General features: G+C 34.6%; 15 protein-coding genes and 1 riboswitch. Of the genes, 2 read left to right on the top strand and 13 right to left on the bottom strand.

Annotated elements, in window-relative coordinates; genetic code table 11:
- Positions 1-5 precede the first annotated feature (5 nt).
- From AC3Y25_RS00730 to AC3Y25_RS00740, 3 genes are all read right to left on the bottom strand, one after another.
- Positions 6-2,960 carry a DUF8202 domain-containing protein gene (locus AC3Y25_RS00730; RefSeq protein ID WP_489901414.1) on the bottom strand — a complete coding sequence of 985 codons (2,955 nt, stop codon included), beginning with the start codon at positions 2,958-2,960 and terminating at the stop codon, positions 6-8.
- 328 nt (positions 2,961-3,288) lie between these two features.
- Positions 3,289-3,876 (bottom strand): outer membrane beta-barrel protein, encoded by a 588-nt coding sequence (locus AC3Y25_RS00735; protein WP_489901415.1) that lies wholly within the window; start codon positions 3,874-3,876, stop codon positions 3,289-3,291.
- 222 nt (positions 3,877-4,098) lie between these two features.
- The gene (locus AC3Y25_RS00740; RefSeq protein ID WP_248729255.1) at positions 4,099-4,683 is read right to left on the bottom strand and encodes an outer membrane beta-barrel protein; all 585 of its coding nucleotides are present in this window, start codon (positions 4,681-4,683) and stop codon (positions 4,099-4,101) included.
- Positions 4,684-4,832: 149 nt separating this feature from the next.
- On the opposite strand from AC3Y25_RS00740, the gene gldA reads away from it, so the two are divergent.
- Entirely contained in the window at positions 4,833-5,729 is an 897-nt protein-coding gene (gldA, locus tag AC3Y25_RS00745) for a gliding motility-associated ABC transporter ATP-binding subunit GldA (RefSeq protein WP_489901416.1), read from the top strand.
- A gap of 374 nt (positions 5,730-6,103) precedes the next feature.
- Positions 6,104-8,224, top strand: coding sequence for a TonB-dependent receptor domain-containing protein (locus AC3Y25_RS00750; RefSeq protein WP_489901417.1), 2,121 nt, complete (start codon positions 6,104-6,106; stop codon positions 8,222-8,224).
- Positions 8,225-8,315: 91 nt separating this feature from the next.
- Here AC3Y25_RS00750 and AC3Y25_RS00755 read toward each other — a convergent pair whose 3' ends face one another.
- The 10 genes from AC3Y25_RS00755 to AC3Y25_RS00800 form a co-directional block, all read right to left on the bottom strand.
- Positions 8,316-9,716, bottom strand: coding sequence for a pyridoxal phosphate-dependent decarboxylase family protein (locus tag AC3Y25_RS00755; protein WP_489901418.1), 1,401 nt, complete (start codon positions 9,714-9,716; stop codon positions 8,316-8,318).
- Between the two features lie 115 nt (positions 9,717-9,831).
- Complete coding sequence (locus AC3Y25_RS00760) at positions 9,832-11,052, bottom strand: dicarboxylate/amino acid:cation symporter (protein WP_489901419.1); 1,221 nt, start codon at positions 11,050-11,052, stop codon at positions 9,832-9,834.
- Positions 11,053-11,211: 159 nt separating this feature from the next.
- Positions 11,212-11,865 (bottom strand): class I SAM-dependent methyltransferase, encoded by a 654-nt coding sequence (locus tag AC3Y25_RS00765; protein ID WP_489901420.1) that lies wholly within the window; start codon positions 11,863-11,865, stop codon positions 11,212-11,214.
- Positions 11,866-11,979: 114 nt separating this feature from the next.
- The gene (metF, locus tag AC3Y25_RS00770; protein ID WP_489901421.1) at positions 11,980-12,936 is read right to left on the bottom strand and encodes a methylenetetrahydrofolate reductase [NAD(P)H]; all 957 of its coding nucleotides are present in this window, start codon (positions 12,934-12,936) and stop codon (positions 11,980-11,982) included.
- Positions 12,937-13,026: 90 nt separating this feature from the next.
- Positions 13,027-15,702, bottom strand: coding sequence for a methionine synthase (metH, locus tag AC3Y25_RS00775; protein WP_489901422.1), 2,676 nt, complete (start codon positions 15,700-15,702; stop codon positions 13,027-13,029).
- A 220-nt stretch (positions 15,703-15,922) separates the two neighbouring features.
- A complete protein-coding gene (locus AC3Y25_RS00780; RefSeq protein ID WP_489901423.1) occupies positions 15,923-16,411 on the bottom strand; it encodes a hypothetical protein in 489 nt (162 codons plus the stop codon).
- A 37-nt stretch (positions 16,412-16,448) separates the two neighbouring features.
- Positions 16,449-16,976, bottom strand: a complete 528-nt coding sequence (locus tag AC3Y25_RS00785; protein WP_489901424.1) for a hypothetical protein — start codon at positions 16,974-16,976, stop codon at positions 16,449-16,451.
- A 22-nt stretch (positions 16,977-16,998) separates the two neighbouring features.
- Positions 16,999-18,003 carry a homocysteine S-methyltransferase family protein gene (locus AC3Y25_RS00790; RefSeq protein ID WP_489901425.1) on the bottom strand — a complete coding sequence of 335 codons (1,005 nt, stop codon included), beginning with the start codon at positions 18,001-18,003 and terminating at the stop codon, positions 16,999-17,001.
- Positions 18,004-18,338: 335 nt separating this feature from the next.
- A riboswitch (SAM riboswitch) is annotated at positions 18,339-18,455 on the bottom strand.
- A 510-nt stretch (positions 18,456-18,965) separates the two neighbouring features.
- Positions 18,966-20,018, bottom strand: coding sequence for an NAD(P)/FAD-dependent oxidoreductase (locus AC3Y25_RS00795; protein ID WP_073407989.1), 1,053 nt, complete (start codon positions 20,016-20,018; stop codon positions 18,966-18,968).
- A 93-nt stretch (positions 20,019-20,111) separates the two neighbouring features.
- Positions 20,112-20,693 (bottom strand): precorrin-2 dehydrogenase/sirohydrochlorin ferrochelatase family protein, encoded by a 582-nt coding sequence (locus tag AC3Y25_RS00800; protein WP_489901426.1) that lies wholly within the window; start codon positions 20,691-20,693, stop codon positions 20,112-20,114.
- Between the last annotated feature and the right edge of the window lie 6 nt (positions 20,694-20,699).

Consider the following 20,699-nt stretch of genomic DNA (forward strand, 5'->3'; position numbering starts at 1 on the left):
GCTGTCTAATTGATGATGATTGATTTCGAGAACTCACCCTCTGTTGTCAAAACTTTTATAAGATAAATTCCTGGTGCTGGAAGACTGGTGGTAATTACAGCTTCTTTTTGCAATTGAGGATTACGCAGCTGCTGTATTAAGGTTCCTGATGTATTAAATATCAAGACCATCACTTCTGAAGGATTGTTTAATTTGACATTGATATTAAAATTCGCCCCTGCTTTTGAAGGTACTGGCGACACAACAAGGTTGTCTGTTACTACCGGTGTAACTGGAGGTAGAATTTCATTACATTCGGGAGCTGTAAGTATTATTTTTTGTGTTACTTTACTTGAGATACCATCACCTTCTGTGATATTAAGATACGTTGCTGTTCCCCAAACAAGCTTGGCTGGACTGGTTACAAAACCGGTATGGACTAAATTGTAAATTGCATTGCTACCTGCATCAAGAGCGACAAATCCAAAATAAGTTAATCCTACATCTGCAGTCGCGATATTTTGAGTTCCTTTCAGAATACCATCCACAGAACATTGTAAAATGCCATTTTGGATTTCCAGTTTTATTTTACTGCCTTTAGTTAATGTCGCTAAAGAAGTAGCAGATGCGACTCCTTTATTCCAGAAATACAATTGATCTTTTTTGATCTGAACACCATAATTTAATACCGCCGATGTTTTTGTCGTTTTTTGATTGATAAAACCAATATATTTATCTGAAGCAAAATCGATTACTGCCCATTCTAAACTTCCATTTCCTCCAGCTGGCAATGAAGTAGTTGTGGTTACACCAACCTGACTGCTTCCTCCCGATCTTTCAAAATTGGTTCCTATCATTTCTAATGTCAAATCATAACTACCTGCTTCCAGGTCTGTTATTGTTATTTTAGAATCATAAAAAGTGTCTGACTTCAAAACCGTAGCAACTCCTGTTTTGCTTAGAGAATATTTATATCCTGGAATTCCTTCTTTTACTTCAATATTAATTTTTCCATCCTGCTGTAGAATACCATTTGCACAAGTAGGAGAAATTCCATCTTCCAACGCTATTAGTTTAACTGTCGCGTCTTTATATCCAAAAGAAAAAACATCTTTTCCGTTACCATCTGCATCCCAAATGACATTGTTGAAAATAATCTTCTTTCTATTTTGATCTATATCACTAACAGGATAATATTCTACATTTTCAACCTCAAAAGAACCGGTACCCGAACGGTCTATAATTAGAAAACTTCGATCAGTATTGTTTGCAAATTCAGCCGCTCTTGAACTATCATACGAAAGTTCTACTTTTGATCCTGTGGCTGCAAAACCACCATGAATCAAGTTTATTGAAAAATCTGTTGTTTTTTTCTCTAACAAAACAGCCCCATAAAAAGCCTTGTTAGCATCTGAAGGCAATATCGTCAGAATTTTTGTAGCACTATCTTTATTGCCAACTGGATTATAGATATTTATAGCAACTTCATTTTCTTTTTTCTCAATGGTAATTTTATGATAATTGGCAATTATGGTTCCCAGTCTATAAGGTTGTTTGGTATTTTCTATCGCATAAATAGCTCCACTTGCATCTATTCTTACACCATAATCTGATGCATCTGCTGTACCACTTTGCGATCCAAATTTTACTATCATTGAACTTCCTATAGCTACCGGTTTAAATTCTAAATAACCATTTAATCCTAATAACGGCGTTTTTGTTACTCCTGTCCCAATGCTTGAGTTTATCGTATTAGTAAATGTCGCCTTGCCAAAATTTGATTCTATAACTAAATCTGTAGTATTAAAAAGTAATGTTTTTTGCTCTGCTGTTGGAGGCAAAGTATTAGTAATAAGCTTCCACGTTCGTTCCATCCTTTTAATTCCTGCAATACCACCTGCATTTTGCGTAGTTAGAGCGCCACCATCATCTCCCCATAAAGAAGCATTTTTATCTGCTAAATCATTCGCAGGAAATTGTCCCATTGCCAACAAGCGATAACGGGTAGATAAATCTTTATAATTGGGTTCCTGATAAGAATCATAGCCATCAGAAAAATAAGGACCTTCTTCATAACTTGTGGTAGAAAATGGCTGATTTAAGGCACTTGCATCATCCCGTATAATTCCGGTTATTCGATTATTATACGTTTTATTGGCATCCCAGTCCCATAGTAGTTTGTCATCACTAGAGATATAAGAATTACTTAAACTGACACCATACTTTATAGCCAGATAGGTTTCTGCTTTTCGACGTTCAAGAGGATTTAAAACACGACTATAAACCAATAATTCTGGAATATAACCGTAAAAATTATTGCTGAAATTTTTTAGTGCGTAAGTAGATAGCCCGTTTGCAGTATTAAGATATCCATATCCCAAAGTCAAATTTGATTTTTGATCTTCGCCCCACACCGAAATGTTAGGCTGCTGGTATTGGTAATAGGAAACAATTTTTAAGGAACGTTCTCTAAACTTTGCTTCTGTTCCTTCACTATTGTCTTGTTTACGGTACAAATCTTCACCATTAGTACTTCCATAATCTAGAATTTCCCCATCTCTTTCTGTACTATTAGCTACTTTGTCATTAGTGATTATAGTCCCTTCATTGGCTCGGCCTGTGATACCAAATAAAATATTTTCATAATTAAAATAAGCTGCTGTATAACCAAACAACCCTATAATAGTTCCTTGCTGCAAATTGGTTTGATTTAAAAAAAACTGTCTGCTCCCTCCATCAAGATAAAGAGCTTCATTAAAATTAAAATACCTTCCGCTACTTGAGTATTCATTCTCAGAATTCCATTTATTTAATTTGACACCATCACCACTGAAATCTTGCCAATTGAAATACCCATTTGACAGTTTACCAGTTTTAAACCAAGCTTGAAATCCAGAAACACCTCCAGGAGATTGGCTAAAGGATTTAACATTAAAAAACAAAATAAAACTTAAAATCAGTAGGGTTTTAATTTTTCTCATAAGGCTTCATTATAAACAACATTTTTTTTAATATAAATTTCCTACAATTTTATGTTATTTTTTTGAATTAAAAAACTAAATTGAATGATTTTTCTTATTTATTTAAAAAACTAGATGAAGTTGATTACAAGGGCTTAGTATTCGATCAATGTTTCTAACATTGAATGCCGCATTGAAAAAAATAAAAAAGACTCTAAAATTGAATAATTTTTAAAGCTGTATTTTGTTAACAGAAGATTGAATTATAGATTTCGGTTTGGATTATACAAAAAAAAAGCATCTGCCACGACAGATGCTTGATAAGATTAAATAATGTAAAAATCTAAATCTAGAAGTTTTTAGAAATTCCTATGTTTACGGTTTTTCCAAAATTGACGAAAAATTTACTATAATCAACATCAGTACCACTTATATCATAGTTTAATGTTTCATATCCTAATCCTCCAATACTAAAATTTAGGCCAAAACCTTTTTTCATATTAATAAAAAGAGCTGGAGTGATGCCTGTATAAAAACCATCCGCTTTGTTTTCTGATACAAGCGATCCATTTTCGTAATTTTTGATTTTTTGATTTTGAAACCCAGCCCCCAAATCAGCAAAAACTGAAAAAGTTTCGTTCAATGGCATTGTATAACGTACAAAGGCTCCTGTTTTAAAAGTATTCGCTTTACCTTCACCCTCTCCAAGATTACTTTTTGAAGATTGTACCGAAAATTCGACTCCAGCTGTCCAGTTATCATGAAATTGATATCCGATTTTTGGAGAAAACTCAAAAAAATTGTTTTTTGCTGATACAATTTCTCTATCCGTTTTTTCAGAAGTATAACCAATATTTCCTCCAACTAAAATTGTTCCCTTTTGGGCATTTGCAAAGCCAAAAACTGACAATGCAAGAATAAGTAGCATTTTTTTCATAATGGTTTATATTTAAAATTTGTAGGTATTAACCAACAACAATGCCAGCAGACAATCAATAATAATCGAAAAACCAAACATTTACAGTTACTTAATACATTCTAAACACATTCACCATAATTGCGTTTTTTATTACAAATTGGTAAACAATAAATTTACATTAGAGCATAAAAAAAGCGCTCCAAATGGAGCGCTTTCTGAAATTGAATATAAAAACTAAGATTAGAAGTTTTTAGAGATTCCAATGTTAAATGTTTGACCAAAGTTGAAGTAGAATTTACTGTAATCAGCTCCATTATTGTCATAGCTTAAAGTTTCGTATCCTAAACCACCAATGCTGAAGTTAAGACCAAAACCTTTTTTCATGTTGATGAAAAGAGCTGGAGTTACTCCAACATACATACCGTCTCCTTTGTATTTTGAGAAAGCATTTCCAGGACCGTATACTTTGTCTTTTTGAGTTTGGAAACCTGCACCCATATCAGCAAAAACTGCAAAAGTTTGGCTTAATGGCACAGAGTAACGAACGAATGCTCCTAATTTGAAATTGTTGTTTTTTTCTTCGATACCAGCTGTAGTTTCGTTGTTAGATGAACTTACTGCAAATTCTCCTCCTACTGTCCAGTTATCGTTAAATTGGTAACCTACTTTTGGAGAAAAAGTAAATGTACTTGTTTTGTCTTCGCTAAATCTGTATTCTGATTTTTCAGAAGTGTAACCGATGTTTCCACCAACTAAGATTGTACCTTTTTGTGCGTTTGCAAAACTGCAGATAGCTAAAGCAGCCATCACTAGAATTTTTTTCATGATTTGGGTTTTTATTTTAATTTTAGCATTCCTTTAACAATAACGATGCCGTGAATACTGGGCTGCTCAATTTTTTTATAATTACTTTAAGAGATAAATTTTTAGCAATCGAAACTATTTCTCGCTACTTTTGTAACAAATAAAAAGTCATGTCGATAGAAGTAAACAGTATATCAAAAAGTTACGGAGAGCAAAAAGCTCTAAATGAAATTTCTTTTAAAATAGAGAAAGGAGAAATCGTAGGATTTCTTGGTCCAAACGGAGCTGGAAAATCTACTTTGATGAAAATTTTGACCACTTATTTACTTGCCGATAGTGGCTCAGCCCTTGTAAATGGTCACGATGTCATGACAAACGCAAAAGAGGTACAACGCTCAATTGGTTACTTACCAGAGCACAATCCGTTATATTTGGATTTGTATGTTCGTGAGTATTTGGCATTTAATGCTGATGTTTATAACGTGCCAAAATCAAGAATTGAAGAAGTAATTCAACTGACAGGACTGACACCAGAAAGTCATAAAAAGATTGGACAGCTTTCTAAAGGATACCGCCAACGCGTTGGATTGGCAAATGCTCTGCTTCATGATCCAGAAGTTTTAATTTTGGATGAACCAACTACTGGACTGGATCCTAACCAGTTAATGGAAATTCGAAATGTGATTAAAAATGCAGGGAAAAATAAAACTGTTTTTTTATCGACACACATCATGCAAGAGGTTGAAGCAATTTGCGATCGTGTCATAATTATTGACAAAGGACAAATCGTTGCAGACAATAAATTGGATCATTTGGTTACTGCCAATAAAGAGCAAGTAATTGAAGTAGAGTTTGATTACAAAGTTGAAGAACAGCTTTTGGCTAGACTAGAAAATATTTCTTCTTATGTAAATACGCATGACATGACATGGGAGCTAACTTTTATTACAGAAAAAGATATGCGCCCTGCTATTTTTGACTTTGCCAACGAAAATGGATTAAAAACTTTACAACTCAATCAGAAAAATAAAAATCTAGAAGCTGTTTTTAGAGAAATTACTAAATAAGTTTTCAGTCGCAGTCACGGTTTTCAGTTAGAAAAGCGGTTTGTTTTTAAATAAAACAAACCGCTTTTCTTATTCTCTTTTTTCTGTAAATCAGTAAAATAGGGAGTTTTCAAAAAAAATAATTACTATTTTTATTTAGACTTGTTATAAATAATGTTATATTTGGCAAATCAAATTTTAAATGCCACGGTATGTTACCTATTCTCCTTACTCTTAAAAAACTTATTTCTGTTGTTCCAAATCAAATAATACATCTTCGAAAAAGATTATCAGACAAATTAGAACAAATTGTACTGCGCTAAACTCTGATTTTAAAAATACAAAAGATTATTATGTTCTAAATCTCGGTTTAGAATAGGCCAAATTTAAACAACATGAAAAAAATTATAACCTCTCTTATGCTCGCTTTTTCGGTATATGATGGATATTCTCAAACAGAAAAAGAAACCGATAGTATTGTTGAAACCACTATAAATGCTTTAGATGAAATTGTGATTAGTAAAAAGAAAGTACTTTACACTCAAAAATCGGATCGTCTTGTTTTTAATGTAGAAAACAGCATCGTTTCTGAAGGCGGGACCGCGCTTGACGTCTTATCACGTGCGCCAGGCGTTGTTGTGTCTCAAGATGGCGATTTGTCTATTCGCGGACAACAAGGCGTTGCTGTAATGATTAATGGTAAACTAACGCAGCTTTCTCAAAAAGAATTGGCCAATTATCTAAAAGCTACAACTTCATCGAACATCAAACAAATTGAAGTAATTACCAATCCTTCTTCTAAATATGATGCAGCCGGAAAAGCTGGAATTATTAACATCATACTTAAAAAACCAAACTCATCTGGTTTAAAAGGCACTGCTTTTGCGAGTTACGGAAGAGGGCGAAAAAACAGAACCAATTCGGGTTTCAATTTAAATTACAATAAAGATAAATGGGGCGTTTTCGGAAATTACAGCTATACTTTCCGTGGCGAAGAAGAGCATAAACAATTCAATCAGACTCAATATACAAGTCTTACACATCAGGAAATTGCTTCTACAAATCATCAAACTTCTATAACAGACGAACCTTTGACTTCTAATAATTTTAAGGTTGGAACTCAATATGAGGTTTCGCCTAAAACCAATTTAGAGTTCTATGTTGATGCCAAAATCGGACGCTATGAAAATATGGCTGACGGGACAAATAAAGTCTTCAACACTTCGAATCAGCCCATTTTTGATGCTTTGACTTACAATGATAGTAAAGAAAAATGGAACGATTACACGTATGCTTTTTCTGGCACGCATAAATTCAACGACGAAGGAAAAAATATGATTTTTGATTTTGAATATGAAACTTCGAAGTTTAGATCTAATCAATTTCAGAGTGCAGATAATACGGCAAATGCTACTGTTGTAAACGATCGTCGCGGTTATATTCCTTCTCAATTAAAAGTCTTTACAGGAAAAGTCGATTTTGTAAATCCGTTCAAGGAAAAACAATCTATTGAATGGGGTTTTAAAGCCAGTATTAAAAACAATGATAATCCATCTGTTTACGAATATTATGAAAACAACGAATGGCTTATTGATTTTAACTCGACCAATCATTTTGAATATAATGAACAGATTTACGCCGCTTACGCCAACTACAAATATCAGTTAGAGAAATTAAATATTCAGGCGGGTTTAAGAAGCGAATACACCGCAATCAATATTGATCAGAAAACATTGAATGAAGAACACAAAGATGATTATTTGAAATGGTTCCCGAGTCTTTCTTTAAAATATGAATTCACGAGTAATCATTCTGCACATGCATCGTATAGCAAAAGAATTAATAGACCAAGTCAGTTTGATTTGAATCCGTTTCGTTTTTACGATGATTCATTCAATTATTCGCAAGGAAATCCGAACTTGATTCCAGAGATCACACACGCTATGGAAATTGGTTATGCTTGGAAAAGCAATTTTATGGCTTCTCTATATTTTAATAGTACTAAAGATGTTTTTACAGAAGTGTACAACTACAATCCAGACACGAATACAACCGTTACCACTCAAATAAACGTTGATAAATCATACAATTACGGAGTTAACATTACCAATACTTCTGAGTTAAGCAAATGGTGGTCTGTCAACACTTTATTGAATGTTTTTGAAAATAAATTTATGGGGCAAATTTTAAACAGCAATACAATTGATCCTATTATGACAATCAATCTGAGTGTTCAAAACTCTTTTACTATAACCGAAACCTTGAAAGCAGAAGGAAACGCACAATACCAGTCAAAATCTAATCTTGGAATTTACCAAAGAGATGGTTTCTTTGATTTCAGCATTGGGATTTCTAAGCAAGTTTTGGCTAAAAAAGGGAATATCAAACTCAATTTTACCGATGTTTTTAATACCAATAATTTCTACATTAAATCTGCTGTTGCACAAACTACTATTGATAAAAGATATGATCTTGACAATCGTATAGCGACAATTGCATTTACATACCGCATATAAAGTTTCGTTCTTTAAATACCTTGTTTTTTGTTTTTTTTTGTGTTAGTCAAGAGCCTGTTCCTTCAAACAGGCTCTTCTACTTTTATAAAGTTTATAATTTTAAAAGCACTTCTCGCATTTCGTCGATTACAAGTTTTACATCATCTTCAGTAGTTCTCCAATTCACAAAAGAAGCTCTAATTCCTTTTTTGTTCTGATAAACTGTTGGCGTCATAAATACTTTTCCAGTATCATTTAAAGCAGATAAAAAGGGAGTTACTTTTTCCTGATTGTGTTCTCCTTTTAATGTAAAGCAAACATTATTTAAACGAATTGGCGCTAAAAGCTCAAAATCATTTTCTATTAAAGCATTTGCAAAATGTAAAGCCAATGCTGTACTATCTTCAATAAGATCTCTAAAACCTTCTTTTCCGTAGGCTTTAAGCGAAAACCATACTGGCAGCGCACGCAAACGGCGTGAATTTTCAGGAAGTACATTCAGATAATTAAAATTCTCTAAAGGATTCCCTAAATAAGGCGCATTAGAATTTTGGAATGTTTCAATTTGCAGATTAACATGCTCTTTTTTAACCAAATAAAAAGCACTTTCGTATGGAACATTCAGCCATTTATGACAATCAATCGTAATACTGTCTGCTCCTTCCCAGCCTTTTACATAATGTTTGTATTTTTCTGAAACTGCCGCAAAACCGCCAAAAGCACCATCAATATGCCACCAGAAATTGTATTTTTCTCTTAGTTTGGCAATGGCTTCAAAATCATCAAAATCTGCGGTGTTTACCGTTCCAGCACTTGAAATCAGGATAAAAGGTTTTCCGTTTAAAGCTTTAATCTTTTCTTCTAAATCGGCAATATCCAAAGCTTCACGATTTCCTTCAATTGTTTTTATAACTGTATAATTCTGGCTTCCAATTCCTAACATCGATAATGATTTTATGGAAGAAGAATGTGGAGTCGCCGTTAAAATATTGATGGTTTCAGAAATTCCATTTTTAGCAAAATCTTTTCCATACTGTTTTCCAAACCATTGTCTCGCAACTGCTAAACTGGTGAAATTGGACATTGTTGCCCCTGTTACAAATCCGCCTAAAAACGAATCGGGAAGTTCTAATAATTGCAATAATAAATTAATAGTTTCAAACTCTATTAAAGCTGAATTATCGCCCTGTGAAGTCACCGATTGTGTATTTTGATCGTAAACCGATGCCAACCAATCTCCAACAATAGAAGCGGGAGTTGATCCCCCTGTCACAAATCCCCAATATCTTGGACCAGACGAGGAAACCATCAATGGAGCCAATCTTTCATTAAATTCCTTTAAAGCTTCAATAGACCCTAAACCTAACTCATTTAGCTCCGTTTTAGGATTTATTGAATAAGTATTGGAGGTTGGAATGTTATCGATATTACTCAAAAAATCAATTCCCTGCTGTTTTGTTTTTTCTAAGATATTCTCAAAATTGTCGAGATCGTGCTGTAATTTTGAATTCATATTATATAGTGATTTACATCACGCATTGTCAGGCTGAGCGAAGTCGAAGCCATTTCACGCGAGATAAGTTGTTTTTAGTATTTATTTTAAGAATTGGAAATTTATAGTGAAGCTACTACTTTGTCTTTTCTGAGAACCGCGAAACCATCATCGAACAAATTACGTCACCGTTTGCGTTTAATAAAGTAGCAATTGGATCAACCAGAGTTCCTAAAATCATGGCAACTGGCAAAGCTTGTTCCATTGGAAAACCATAAACTGTTATGGCTAAAATTTCTCCAATATAACCTCCGTTTGGAATTCCGCCTTCGACAATTGAAACTATAACTGTAATTCCAAGTGCTAAAAGAATCGTCATCGGATCTGAAAAATCTTTGCCAAACATGGCAAACAAAAAGGTTATTTTTAAGATGGATGACATACTCGAACCGTCTTTGTGTAGAGGCGCACCAAGCGGAATTACCAGATTTCGTACATGTGCCGGAATTCCCATTTTTTCTGCAGCCGCTAAATTGGCTGGAATGGTTGCAATACTACTACAGGTTCCTACAGCGGTTAAAGAAGGCATTATGTTATTGCTCCAAAAAACTTTAAAAGCTCTTTTTCCGCCAGCGACAAGGGCATATAAACTAAAGAAAACAAAGAAATAGAAAATACAGGCGGCGTAATAAACTGCCATTGGTTTTGCATAAACGCCTAGCAATTGTGGCCCAAAAACTCCAACTTGATAAGCAAAATACGCTCCTAAACCAATTGGCGCAAGTTTCATGATGATGTTTAAAAGTTGTTTCATTACCTCGTTTCCTGAATCCAGAAAACTCTTGAAAGCATTTCCTTTTTCTCCAGATTGTAATGTAGCGAAACCCACTAAAAAAGAAAAAATAATCAACGCGAGCATACTTTTTCGAGACAATAATTCGAAGAAATCATTGGCTGTAAGCAGTTTGGCAATTTGATCTCCCGCCGATCCTGATGCTACTTCTTCAAACGGAACTTTCGCAATCGCAATATCTTCATGAATTGGAAAAAGATAAACAGCAAAAATCATTACAATGGCAGAAATTAAAATTGTAGCGAGAAAAACCAATAACATTATGACAAATAGTTTTCCTAGCTTTTCTGTTCGTTCCAAATTCGCAACCGAAGAACCGATTGTGAAGAAAATAAGCGGAATAATGGCTGTAAAAAGTAAATTAAGGAATATATCGCCAAGTGGTTTTATAATCAAAACATCTTCTCCAAACACCAAACCAAAAATACTTCCGATTATGATTCCGCCAAGAAGCCATAAAATACTGCTGTAACTCTGCAAAAAATTGATTTTCTTAACTTCCATAATGTAGAGAATTATAATTCAGAAAGATTAAATAATAAAGTAATGAAAGTACTCAAAAAAGGATTGCAAAAATTGATTGGTTATTTTTTTGCCACAGATTATAGGGATTAAAATGATTTTCTAATCTGTGCTAATCTTTATAATCTGTGGAAAAAAAAATTATTTCTCCAGAACAATGGTAGTAAAAGCTCTATCGACTAATTCTCCTGTTTTGCTTTTTACTTTTTCGGTTTGTGTTTCTGTATACACAATTTTAAAATCCGATTTTTTGATTAATTCCTGCGCTTTTTCTGTACTGTACAATTCAAATTCGAATTGCGTAAAAGGCAGTTTTTTCATAAAATCTTCTTCGGCAAATGTCAGGCAGAAATTTCCATTTGGTTTTAAAACCCTGTAGATTTCTGAAAGTAATTCTTCAGGCTTCTGCCAGAAATAAATCGTATTTACAGTAAATATTTTATCGAACAATCCATCTTCAAACGGAATCGTATTTCCGTCATAAAGTGAAAAGAAAGCCTGTTTTTGAGAAACGAAATTTCGGTTGATTTGTCTTGCTTCCTGAAACATCAGTTCCGACATTTCCAGTCCGTAATATTTTAGATTTTTGGCTTGTTCAAACAGAAATTCTACATGTCCTGCATTTCCATGTCCGAGTTCCAGAATTCTATTTTCGTTTGAAATATTTAGATTCTGAATCGAATGTTTGGTCATATTGATGTTCGTCTCGTTCATCATATTGCCCATTTCGATTCCTTTTTCCCCCGATGGCTGTTTTAATTGAGAGGCTATGGCTTGTAGTTCTTCTTGTTTCATGGTTGTAAAAATTTAAAATCCAAACTTAAAAAATTCCAAATTCCAAGACTGCCTTCTTAGTGCTGAACAACTTTGTCAAAGTTTAAAACTTTGACAAAGTTCCTCGCAAAGACCTTAAAAAACCTGACTTGCAATCTGGCGGATATTCTCCGATTTTCCCATTGAATAATAATGTAAAAACGGAACTCCAGCGGCTTTCAATTCTAATGACTGCTGAATCGCCCATTCGATTCCGACTTGTTTGATTTCAACATTATTTTTGCATTTATCTACAGCATCGATTAAATCTTCTGGCAAATCGATTCTGAAAATTTGCGGTAAAACTTGTAAATGTCTCTGAACTGCAATTGGTTTAATTCCAGGAATAATCGGAATTGTGATTCCCATTTCTCTTGCTTTTTCTACAAAGGCAAAATATTTTGAGTTGTCAAAAAACATTTGTGTTACCACATAATCTGCTCCTGCATCTACTTTTTCTTTTAATCTTTTTAAATCTGATTGTAAAGATGGTGATTCTAAATGTTTTTCCGGATAACCCGCAACACCAATACAAAAGTCAGCTTTATTATCAATATCCATCACTTCGTGCAGATATTTTCCACAATTTAAATCTTTGATTTGACGAACCAAATCAACTGCGTAATGATTTCCTCCTGCTTTCGGTACAAAAGATTGTTCATCTTTCATTGCATCGCCGCGAAGTGCCATTACGTTGTTGATTCCTAAATACTGACAATCAACCAGCATGTATTCGGTTTCCTCTTGTGTAAATCCACCGCAAAGCAAATGCGGCACCGTATCTACATTGTATTTATGTTTTATAGAAGCGCAAATTCCAAGCGTTCCTGGACGCATACGAGTTAATTTCTTATCCAAAAGTCCGTTACCTTTATCAATATAAATATATTCTTCACGAGAAGTCGTTACATCAATAAACGGCGGTTTAAACTCCATTAACGGATCAATATTATCGTATAATTCCTGAATGCTTTTCCCCTTTTGAGGTGGAATAATTTCAAATGAGAATAATGTTTTTCCTTTGGCGTTTTCTATATGCTCTGTTACTTTCATTTTTTATTTTTTGTTTCAAGTTTTAGGTTTCAAGTTTCAAGTTGCTGTAGAGAACTTGAAACCTGAAACCTGAAACCAAAATAACTTTTATTAATCTGCTATATTAGGGTTTAACCATTTCATGGCGTAATCTGTTGAGACATTACGTCGTTTGGCGTAATCTACAACCTGATCTTCTTTTATTTTTCCTAATCCGAAATATCGGCTTTTTGGATTTCCAAAATAATATCCTGAAACCGAAGAAGCCGGCCACATCGCCATACTTTCTGTCAGGGTAACTCCAATTTCTTCGGCTACATTTAAAAGCTTCCAAATCGTTGGTTTTTCCAAGTGATCAGGACAAGCTGGATAACCCGGAGCCGGACGAATTCCTTTATAATTTTCCTTAATCAATTCTTCGTTGGTTAAAGATTCTTCGCTGTCATAACCCCAAAAATCTTTACGAACTCTCTCGTGAAGATATTCGGCGAAAGCCTCAGCAAAACGATCGGCAAGCGCTTTAACCATAATCGAATTATAATCGTCTAAATTCTTTTCATATTCCGCAGCCCATTCATCTACACCAAAACCTGTGGTTACGCAAAACGCTCCCATATAATCTTCAATTCCGCTTTCTTTTGGCAGAATAAAATCGGCTAAAGCAATGTTTGGAGCACCTTTTGTTTTTTGTGATTGCTGGCGAAGCGTTAAGAACTTTTCTAAAACTTTTCCGTTTTCATCACGCAATTCAATATCGTCATCACCAACTTGATTCGCAGGGAAAATTCCGTAAATACCTTTCGCTTTTAGTTTTTTCTCTTCTAAAATTACTTTAAGCATCGCCTGAGCATCTTTAAAAACAGATGTTGCTTGTTCGCCCACAACCTCATCGGTTAAAATCGCTGGATACTTTCCGTACAATTCCCAAGTCTGGAAAAACGGTGTCCAGTCAATATACGGAACCAAAACATCCAGTTCAACTTCGACAATTTGTTTGCCAATTACTTTTGGTTTAGTTGGCGTATATTCAGACCAATCCAATGGCAATTTGTTTTTACGGGCATCTTCAATCGTCAGGAAGTTTTTGTCTCTTGAACGATTTAAGAACGTTTCTCTAAACGAATCGTATTCTGCACGAATATCTGCCGCATATATTTTTCGGTTATGATCTAAAAGATTTCCTGCAACCGTAACAGCTCTCGAAGCATCGTTTACGTGAATTACAGTTTCTCTGTATTGAGGTGCAATTTTCACGGCAGTATGCGCGCGCGAAGTCGTTGCCCCGCCAATCATAATCGGGATTTTAATATCTTGTTTGTCTAATTCTTTGGCTAAATAAACCATTTCGTCAAGCGAAGGAGTGATCAATCCGCTTAATCCAATAATATCTACTTGATGTTCAATCGCCGCTGCAATGATTTTTTCCGGAGGAACCATTACACCAAGATCTACAATCTCATAATTGTTACAAGCCAATACAACCGAAACGATGTTTTTACCAATATCATGAACGTCACCTTTTACAGTCGCCATCAGGATTTTTCCGTTTCCTTGTTTATCTCCCGCTTGTTTGCTTGCTTCTATAAAAGGCAATAAATAAGCCACCGCTTTTTTCATTACACGAGCCGATTTTACTACCTGAGGCAAGAACATTTTTCCGCTCCCGAATAAATCTCCAACCACATTCATTCCGGCCATTAAATTGATTTCGATAACTTCAATTGGTTTCGTTGCTGCTAAACGGGCTTCTTCTACATCTTCTTCAATAAAAGCATCGATTCCTTTTACCAACGAATGTGTAATACGATCCTGAACAGATCCTAAACGCCATTCCTGAATCGCTTTTTCATCGCTTTTTACTTCGCCTTTTACATTTTCTGCAAAGTCTAAAAGTCTTTCAGTAGCATCGTCACGTCTATCTAAAATTACGTCTTCAACGTGTTCTAATAAGTCTTTCGGAATATCATCGTAAATCGTAAGCATCTCTGGATTTACGATTCCCATCGTCATTCCTTCTTTAATTGCGTGATACAAAAACACCGAGTGCATCGCTTCACGAACAACATCATTTCCTCTAAACGAGAATGAAACGTTACTCACTCCACCACTGATATGTGCGTGTGGCAAATTCTCACGAACCCATTTTGTTCCTCTAAAAAAGTCCAGAGCATTCAGGCGGTGTTCTTCCATTCCTGTTGCAACTGGGAAAATATTCAAATCGAAAATAATATCCTGCGGAGGGAATCCTACTTTATTTACCAAAATATCATACGAACGTTGGCAAATCTCCACTCTACGATCGTAATTATCCGCCTGACCCACTTCGTCAAATGCCATAACAATAGCAGCTGCTCCGTAACGTTTGATTAATTTGGCGTGGTGAATAAAGGCTTCTTCTCCTTCTTTTAACGAAATCGAGTTTACAACGCTTTTTCCTTGTACTACTTTTAGACCTGCTTCGATGATTTCCCATTTCGAGCTGTCGATCATAATTGGCACTCTCGAAATATCTGGTTCTGCAGCAATTAAATTCAAAAATTTAGTCATCGCAGTAACACCGTCAAGCATTCCCTCATCCATATTAATATCGATGATTTGTGCTCCTCCTTCTACTTGTTGTCTCGCAATATCAAGTGCCTCGTCATATTTCTCTTCCTTGATTAATCTTAGGAATTTTCTTGAACCTGTTACATTCGTACGCTCACCAACATTAACGAAAACACTTTCGGGCGTAATAATCAACGGTTCTAATCCTGATAATACAAGGTCTCTTCTTTTTTCTGTCATTTCTTTTTAAGTTACTAAGATTCTAAGATGCTTAGATTCTGAGTTTTTTATTCTATATTTTTTTAGGTGTTTAAACCTATAATCTTTTATTAATTTGGGCGTGTCCCTCTGGGCCGGGCTATCCATTACAAGTCCTCGCTCTTCCTTCGTCAGGCTGTGGGCTTTTCACTTCTATCCCTCACGCAGATTCGGTTTCAAAATGAACTCTATTTTTCTTCAATTATTTAAAATGAATATCCGATTTATCTATTCCTCTTACTTCTTGTTTTTTATACAAGACATTCCAAATCTCAGTATATAAATCTAAAAAAGGTTTCGCTTTTTTTTCATTTAAAGTATTTGTCCATCCATTATTATAACTCACCCATTTTTTTTCTCCACTTACATTAGCAACTATTACTCTTGTAAAGCTTGGATCCTTAATTACTATTTCGCCTCTTGGTTCAAATTTCATTGGCATTTTCAAAAAATTACTTCTCTGAATCAATGAATATATTTTTTCTTTTTCCTTTTCTGTTAATTCAATTTTTGTAACTCTTTCTCCTTCTGAATATTTTCGAGAAAAAGTACTGTTTTGAGAATTATAAGCATCACATCTACCATCGTTAATTACAAAATAAAAATCAGATGGCTTCTCTTTTTTCTTACTTCCGAAACCAAGCAAACCAAAAAGGACAAATACTGATACTATTATTCGTAATTGCTTCATTCAATAAGTTCTTCATTTAAGCATTTAAAATTATTATCTATAAAGAAATTTCGTTTAAAGATCGGAGTAACTCATTTATATTATTTTTTGCCGACACTTCGTTCGCTAATCGCAACCTTTTTACTCCTAAAATGGCATCTGATGTTGTAGCACTTCCAGATTGTTTAATATTCTTGCTGAACCTCAATTTATTTTGATAATACAATTTATATTCTATTGTAGTTTTGACCGTAAAGGTCATACCAAAAAAAGGTTGATCAACAGAAATCAAATTAATTTCAAGAACCCAATTCTCATCATTTGCAATCGAATCTATTTTCGAAAATACTTCCGATTCAATAACAGATTTTTTAAATGCTTCTCCAAAATTTTCATTAGAAATCTTAGATGTCCATAAAGGATTTGTTTTTTTTCCGCCTGTAACAGACTTAATGAAAATTTTATCTCCAATTTTCTTTTCGGCTTTATAATCTTTAACTGTCATTCCTTCGATGCTTGCTGACGAAGCACATTGCGTAAGTAAAGTTGAAAGAAAAACTAATAAAACCAGATATTTAAATTTCATATTTAATATTTCAAAAATTAGACTATACAGTTACTGGTGCCACTCTAGGCTTATAATCCTTCGCAACTTCAGCCATTAATCTAATATGATCTGGAGTTGTACCACAACAACCGCCAATAATATTGATTAAATTATCATCTAAATATTCTTTAATGAAAGCCTGAGTTTGTTCTGGCGTTTCATCATATTGTCCAAAAGCGTTTGGCAATCCTGCGTTTGGATGCGCCGAAACATTAAAACTTGTATTATGTGCTAATGTTTTTAAGTATGGTTTCAACAAATCGGCCCCAAGAGCGCAATTGAATCCTACACTTAATAACGGAATATGCGAAACTGAAATCAAAAACGCTTCTACAGTTTGTCCAGAAAGTGTTCTTCCAGACGCATCTGTAATTGTTCCCGAAACCATGATTGGAATATCGATGTTTCGTTCTTCTTTTACTTCTTCAATTGCGAAAAGTGCTGCTTTTGCATTCAGTGTATCGAAAATCGTTTCTACTAAAAGTAAATCGCATCCACCATCCATTAAAGCTTCTGCTTGTTGTTTGTAAGCAATTCGCAAATCGTCAAAAGTTACGGCTCTGTAACCTGGATCGTTTACATCTGGAGACATACTTGCTGTACGGTTTGTCGGTCCGATTGAACCGGCTACAAAACGTGGTTTTTCCGGTTTTTTTGCAGTAAACTCATCGGCTACTTGTCTTGCAATTTTTGCCGATTCGTAGTTTAACTCGTAAACCAAATCTTCCATATGATAATCGGCCATACCGATTGTCGTTCCAGAGAAAGTATTGGTTTCTACAATGTCAGCACCAGCTTCGTAATAAGCGGCATGAACATCGCGGATTGCTTGTGGTTGTGTTAGGGATAGTAAATCGTTGTTTCCTTTTAACGGATGCGGGAAATCTTTGAAACGCTCTCCTCTGAAATCTTCTTCGGAGAAATTATAGCGCTGCAACATTGTTCCCATTGCTCCATCTAGGATTAGGATATTCTTTTTTATTGCTTCTTGAATTGTAATTGCCATGTTTTTTTGTTTTAGCTGCTAAGACGCTAAGGTTCTAAGATGCTAAGTTTTTTTTATTATGATTGTGAAGTTTAAACCTAACAGGTTTTAAAAACCTGTTAGGTTTGCTTCGGATATTTTTTTCACATTAATTCCAAAAGTGCACTATTGCTGGCTCCTTAGCCCCGATTGAAGTGGAAATTATTTTGTCCGCCGCGGCGGACAAAATGATTGCAACGAAAAGCGGGAACTATTGACTGCAAAAATGCGCCAATGATTCGCTCCTGATACAGAATCTGTTTCAGTAAATATTATATGTTATCGAGAAAAGTTTTGAGAAATACGAGTATGTATTTGTGTTATCTATCTTTAATACTGGAAAATGTCGTATAAAGTAGAATTTAGCACCTTCTTTATGATAAAGGGTTGCTAAGGTTTCATCGGGTCTATCCCTCCGCCTTTCGTGATAACTGACAATAATTTTAAGAACAGTGCAAAGGTATGAAATAGGGTTTCTATTTGCAAATGTTTTTTTTGAAGTTGCTGAGAGGCTAAGATACTGAGATTCTAAGTTTTTATCTTTTACGTGATTTAGCTCCAGAGGAGCATAATATTTATAGAAAAAAGACAAGCACAACACAAGAGCTCCAGCGGAGCGAAATATATTTCGCTCCGCTGAGCTCTTGCCCAAACGAATAATTTCTTTTCTATAAATATGTCATCCCTCTGGGATTAATAAAAAAGCTAAACCTGTTTTTCTAATATAGCCCGTGGTTTCAACCACGGGAAACGTATTGTGATAATCTGTTTTGTTTTGTTATCATGTAAATTGATTGTGCGTTGTGTCTATACGTTGTGTTCCAGTGGTTGAAACCACTGGCTATGTTTGAATATGTTTTATAAAAAAAAGCTCAAACTTTAAAAAAGTTTGAGCTTTTTTTTTATAAAATCTTAGTGTCTTAGAAACTAAGAATCTTAGCAACTTAAACAATCGCTTTCACAACTGCTTTTGGAGCTTCTTTACGTGTTCCGTCGAAACCGTCTACTCCTGAAACTGTTGTATATTTCAATACGTATTTTTTACCTGGATTGATGATTCCGTATGCAGCCTGGCACATTAAAGTTGCTTCGTGGAAACCACAAAGGATCAACTTTAATTTTCCTGGGTATGTATTTACGTCTCCAATAGCGAAGATTCCCGGAATGTTAGTTTGGTAATCTAATGCATTGTTTACTTTAATTGCATTTTTCTCAATTTCTAATCCCCAGTCTCCAATTGGACCTAATTTTGGTGTTAATCCGAAAAGCGGGATGAAATAATCGCATTCGATTTTACGGTGTGCGCCGTTTTCTTCGATGTCTAATGACTCAACATGCTCAGCACCATTGATTCCGATAACTTCTGCTGGAGTGATTAATTTGATTTTTCCAGCTGATTTTAATTCCTGTACTTTTTCTACAGAATCTAAAGCTCCTCTAAATTCGTTTCTTCTGTGGATTAAAGTTACTTCTGAAGCTACGTTTGCCAAGAAAATACTCCAGTCTAATGCTGAATCTCCTCCCCCTGCAATTACAACTCTTTTATCTCTGAATTTCTCAGGATTTTTGATGAAGTATTTTACTCCTTTATCTTCATAAAACTCGATATCTTCAATAAGTGGTTTACGAGGCTCAAAACTTCCCAAACCTCCAGCGATTGCGATAACTGGGGCGTGGAATTTAGTTCCTTTATTTGATGTTACAATAAAAGATCCATCTTCTTGTTTATCGATGGTTTCAGCACGTTCTCCTAATGTAAAACCTGGCTCAAATTGTTTAATTTGCTCCATTAAACCATCAACTAAATCTCCGGCTAATACTTCTGGAAATCCAGGAATATCATAAATTGGCTTTTTTGGATATAACTCTGAAAGTTGTCCTCCTGGCTGTGGTAAAGCGTCAAGAATGTGGCATTTTAATTTTAATAGTCCTGCCTCGAAAACGGCAAATAAACCTGTTGGGCCTGCTCCAATTATAAGTATATCAGTTTTAATCATTATGTTGTTGTTTATAATCATTCTTAATAATACAAAGAAACGAATAATTTATTCTACTGACAATGATTTTTATCATTCATTTCTATGCTGTTTTTACTCCTTGTTTTTGAGTGAAGCCGTGATCTCATTCATTCGTTTCACTTTATCCTCAAAATTACCTTTAAGGTTTTTTCTATATTCGTTAAGGTTCTCAACCATTTGGTTGATATCCTCAGGAATTACTTCTTCAAAAAACTCCCGAAGCCTTTTGGCTGTTGTTGGTGATTTTCCGTTGGTTGAAATGGCAATTTTTACATTTCCCTTTGTTACGATTCCGCCCAAATAATAATCACATAAATCTGGTGTATCGGCTATATTGCAAATCAAATAACGTTTTCTCGCCAAATCGTAAACCTTTTTATTTACTTTCAAATCGTCTGTACAGGCAATTACCATGTGACGTTTTTTGAGCATTTTCTTTTTAAACTTCGATTCTGTTAATTTAATCGAAGGATGTTTTTCGGCCAGAACTTTTATTTCTAAATGAAATTCTTTTGCCACTACCTCAACATTTGCGTTCGGACTTGACTTGAGCAAGAAAGAAAGCTTTTCCAGACCTACATTTCCTCCGCCTACAATTAGTACATTTAAATTGTGAAGCTTTAGAAATATTGGATATAATTCGTTTTGTTCCATTTTAAT

This window comes from Flavobacterium sp. LK-23 (assembly GCF_058135255.1).

Bases quoted from the DNA above. Each gene is read 5' to 3' on its own strand.
- AC3Y25_RS00730 (WP_489901414.1), bottom strand. From the start codon at position 2,960: ATGAGAAAAATTAAAACCCTACTGATTTTAAGTTTTATTTTGTTTTTT.
- AC3Y25_RS00735 (WP_489901415.1), bottom strand. From the start codon at position 3,876: ATGAAAAAAATGCTACTTATTCTTGCATTGTCAGTTTTTGGCTTTGCA.
- AC3Y25_RS00740 (WP_248729255.1), bottom strand. From the start codon at position 4,683: ATGAAAAAAATTCTAGTGATGGCTGCTTTAGCTATCTGCAGTTTTGCA.
- gldA (WP_489901416.1), top strand. From the start codon at position 4,833: ATGTCGATAGAAGTAAACAGTATATCAAAAAGTTACGGAGAGCAAAAA.
- AC3Y25_RS00750 (WP_489901417.1), top strand. From the start codon at position 6,104: ATGAAAAAAATTATAACCTCTCTTATGCTCGCTTTTTCGGTATATGAT.
- AC3Y25_RS00755 (WP_489901418.1), bottom strand. From the start codon at position 9,716: ATGAATTCAAAATTACAGCACGATCTCGACAATTTTGAGAATATCTTA.
- AC3Y25_RS00760 (WP_489901419.1), bottom strand. From the start codon at position 11,052: ATGGAAGTTAAGAAAATCAATTTTTTGCAGAGTTACAGCAGTATTTTA.
- AC3Y25_RS00765 (WP_489901420.1), bottom strand. From the start codon at position 11,865: ATGAAACAAGAAGAACTACAAGCCATAGCCTCTCAATTAAAACAGCCA.
- metF (WP_489901421.1), bottom strand. From the start codon at position 12,936: ATGAAAGTAACAGAGCATATAGAAAACGCCAAAGGAAAAACATTATTC.
- metH (WP_489901422.1), bottom strand. From the start codon at position 15,702: ATGACAGAAAAAAGAAGAGACCTTGTATTATCAGGATTAGAACCGTTG.
- AC3Y25_RS00780 (WP_489901423.1), bottom strand. From the start codon at position 16,411: ATGAAGCAATTACGAATAATAGTATCAGTATTTGTCCTTTTTGGTTTG.
- AC3Y25_RS00785 (WP_489901424.1), bottom strand. From the start codon at position 16,976: ATGAAATTTAAATATCTGGTTTTATTAGTTTTTCTTTCAACTTTACTT.
- AC3Y25_RS00790 (WP_489901425.1), bottom strand. From the start codon at position 18,003: ATGGCAATTACAATTCAAGAAGCAATAAAAAAGAATATCCTAATCCTA.
- AC3Y25_RS00795 (WP_073407989.1), bottom strand. From the start codon at position 20,018: ATGATTAAAACTGATATACTTATAATTGGAGCAGGCCCAACAGGTTTA.
- AC3Y25_RS00800 (WP_489901426.1), bottom strand. From the start codon at position 20,693: ATGGAACAAAACGAATTATATCCAATATTTCTAAAGCTTCACAATTTA.